The sequence below is a fragment of the Salmonella sp. 32100201201700099SM genome (assembly GCF_017572645.1).
Lineage (GTDB): Bacteria > Pseudomonadota > Gammaproteobacteria > Enterobacterales > Enterobacteriaceae > Salmonella > Salmonella enterica.
Genome location: NZ_JAGERQ010000022.1, coordinates 1 through 1,677, shown reverse-complemented (window position 1 = coordinate 1,677; position 1,677 = coordinate 1). Strand labels below are relative to the sequence as shown.

At 53.2% G+C, this 1,677-nt stretch carries 1 rRNA gene; it reads right to left on the bottom strand.

Annotated features, from left to right (window positions below):
• Positions 1 to 57: 57 nt before the first annotated feature.
• Positions 58 to 1,599, bottom strand: a 16S ribosomal RNA gene (locus J4685_RS22245).
• Positions 1,600 to 1,677 lie beyond the last annotated feature (78 nt).

The following is a 1,677-nucleotide window of genomic DNA, read 5'->3' as shown; positions in this document are numbered from 1 at the left end:
CTNCTCGTTTTTCATCAGACAATCTGTGTGAGCACTGCAAAGTACGCTTCTTTAAGGTAAGGAGGTGATCCAACCGCAGGTTCCCCTACGGTTACCTTGTTACGACTTCACCCCAGTCATGAATCACAAAGTGGTAAGCGCCCTCCCGAAGGTTAAGCTACCTACTTCTTTTGCAACCCACTCCCATGGTGTGACGGGCGGTGTGTACAAGGCCCGGGAACGTATTCACCGTGGCATTCTGATCCACGATTACTAGCGATTCCGACTTCATGGAGTCGAGTTGCAGACTCCAATCCGGACTACGACGCACTTTATGAGGTCCGCTTGCTCTCGCGAGGTCGCTTCTCTTTGTATGCGCCATTGTAGCACGTGTGTAGCCCTGGTCGTAAGGGCCATGATGACTTGACGTCATCCCCACCTTCCTCCAGTTTATCACTGGCAGTCTCCTTTGAGTTCCCGGCCGGACCGCTGGCAACAAAGGATAAGGGTTGCGCTCGTTGCGGGACTTAACCCAACATTTCACAACACGAGCTGACGACAGCCATGCAGCACCTGTCTCACGGTTCCCGAAGGCACATTCTCATCTCTGAAAACTTCCGTGGATGTCAAGACCAGGTAAGGTTCTTCGCGTTGCATCGAATTAAACCACATGCTCCACCGCTTGTGCGGGCCCCCGTCAATTCATTTGAGTTTTAACCTTGCGGCCGTACTCCCCAGGCGGTCTACTTAACGCGTTAGCTCCGGAAGCCACGCCTCAAGGGCACAACCTCCAAGTAGACATCGTTTACGGCGTGGACTACCAGGGTATCTAATCCTGTTTGCTCCCCACGCTTTCGCACCTGAGCGTCAGTCTTTGTCCAGGGGGCCGCCTTCGCCACCGGTATTCCTCCAGATCTCTACGCATTTCACCGCTACACCTGGAATTCTACCCCCCTCTACAAGACTCAAGCCTGCCAGTTTCGAATGCAGTTCCCAGGTTGAGCCCGGGGATTTCACATCCGACTTGACAGACCGCCTGCGTGCGCTTTACGCCCAGTAATTCCGATTAACGCTTGCACCCTCCGTATTACCGCGGCTGCTGGCACGGAGTTAGCCGGTGCTTCTTCTGCGGGTAACGTCAATTGCTGCGGTTATTAACCACAACACCTTCCTCCCCGCTGAAAGTACTTTACAACCCGAAGGCCTTCTTCATACACGCGGCATGGCTGCATCAGGCTTGCGCCCATTGTGCAATATTCCCCACTGCTGCCTCCCGTAGGAGTCTGGACCGTGTCTCAGTTCCAGTGTGGCTGGTCATCCTCTCAGACCAGCTAGGGATCGTCGCCTTGGTGAGCCGTTACCTCACCAACAAGCTAATCCCATCTGGGCACATCTGATGGCAAGAGGCCCGAAGGTCCCCCTCTTTGGTCTTGCGACGTTATGCGGTATTAGCCACCGTTTCCAGTAGTTATCCCCCTCCATCAGGCAGTTTCCCAGACATTACTCACCCGTCCGCCACTCGTCAGCAAAGCAGCAAGCTGCTTCCTGTTACCGTTCGACTTGCATGTGTTAGGCCTGCCGCCAGCGTTCAATCTGAGCCATGATCAAACTCTTCAATTTAAAAGTTTGATGCTCAATGAATTAAACTTCGTAATGAATTACGTGTTCACTCTTGAGACTTGGTATTCATTTTTCGTC